The sequence below is a fragment of the Petrotoga halophila DSM 16923 genome, from assembly GCF_002924615.1.
Genome location: NZ_JALY01000241.1, coordinates 1 through 1,607, shown reverse-complemented (window position 1 = coordinate 1,607; position 1,607 = coordinate 1). Strand labels below are relative to the sequence as shown.

The 1,607-nt window shown below is 34.0% G+C and carries 1 protein-coding gene; it reads right to left on the bottom strand.

What is annotated here, in order from left to right; all coding sequences use genetic code 11:
• Window positions 1-188: 188 nt before the first annotated feature.
• On the bottom strand, window positions 189-1,580 hold the full coding sequence (gene cysS, locus AA81_RS11685; protein ID WP_169999770.1) for a cysteine--tRNA ligase: 1,392 nt from the start codon (window positions 1,578-1,580) through the stop codon (window positions 189-191).
• Window positions 1,581-1,607 lie beyond the last annotated feature (27 nt).

The window sequence follows — 1,607 nt, the reverse complement described above, 5'->3', positions numbered from 1 at the left end:
AGAATATTTCCTTCAAGTTCGCCGGTAAAACCTATATTAGTAACCACATCGTAGTGCTTTTCAATTTCTTTAACAACATAGGGTTTTTCCATTTGAATATCCATCTTTGTGATTATCTTAAAGGTGTTTTTGAGCGAAGCGAGTACTGAATTTATTATATTAACGTCTATTTAAGAACACCTCCAGTCCTAAGACCATTTTGTCCCTTCAGGGGTATCTTTTATTTCTATACCAATTTTGCTTAAATTATCCCTTATGTAGTCAGAAAGATTGTATAACTTTTCTTTTCTAAGAGCAGTTCTTACGTTTAGAATAATTTCCATTAATTGATTTAATTCTAAATTGTTCTTCTGGATTTGTTCGTTAGTTTCAAAAACCCCTAAGACACTCCCGTAAATATTTCTTATTATATAATAATTATTTTTTATTGTTTCTTCATCACGTGAATTTAACGCTTTGTTTAAATCTCTTGATAATTCGAAGATTCTTGCTACAACCGACGGAGTGTCAAAATCATTCGAAAGACTACTAATGAGATACTCTTCTTGTTCTTTAACGTGATTCATTTCCTGAGGATAAGGCACTTTGCCGTTAAAGAATTCCTCAGCTTCATTCAATGATTCTTTAACTCTATTAACTGATACCCCTTGGTTATGAAGCAATTCTTCACTTACATCTATAGGTATACGGTAGTGTTTACTGAGTATAAAAATTTTTAAGACATCCGAATCAAATTTTTTCAAAAGGTCTCTTAAATACCAAACGTTTCCTAAGGATTTTGACATCTTATCTTGTGCCATACGAATCATTCCGTTGTGCATCCAATATCTTGCAAAATCCTTACCACTTTTTGCTATAGCTTGGGCTCTCTCGTTCTCGTGATGAGGAAAGATTAGATCGTTACCTCCCGCATGAATATCGAAGGTGTCCCCTAGTATTTCAGAAGACATAACGGAACATTCTATGTGCCATCCCGGGCGTCCTTTTCCCCAAGGACTTTCCCAAGACGGTTCATCTTCTCTTGAAGCCTTCCACAGAGCAAAGTCCAAAGGATTTTTTTTGTATTCAGAAACTTCTACTCTGATTCCGACTTTTAGATCTTCGATCTTTCTATGGGATAACTCTCCATATCTTGAAAATTTTCCCACTTCAAAGTAAACATCTCCATTTTCAGCCTTATAAGCGTAACCTTTTTCTTCAAGTTCTTTTATATAAGAGATAATTTCATCAACATAAGTAGTAGTTTTCGGATGAAAATTAAAAGCTCTTGCTTTAAGAGCTGTCATGTCTCTCCAATATTCTATTATATATCTTTTTCCTACCTCTTCGAAAGGTACTTTTTCTTTGTTTGCCTGATCGATTATCTTATCATCTATATCGGTGAAGTTCTGTACTAATGTAACTTTGTAACCAATATATTCTAAAAAACGTCTAAAGGCATCAAATATTATAATAGGCCTTGCATTCCCAATGTGTAACAAGTTGTAGACTGTTGGTCCACAAAGATAAATCTTTATTTCGCCTTCTTTCACGGGTACTAAATCAACTAATCCTGCACTTAAAGTATCGTATATTTTAATCGTAGGAGGATGTTTCAAATCTCGATC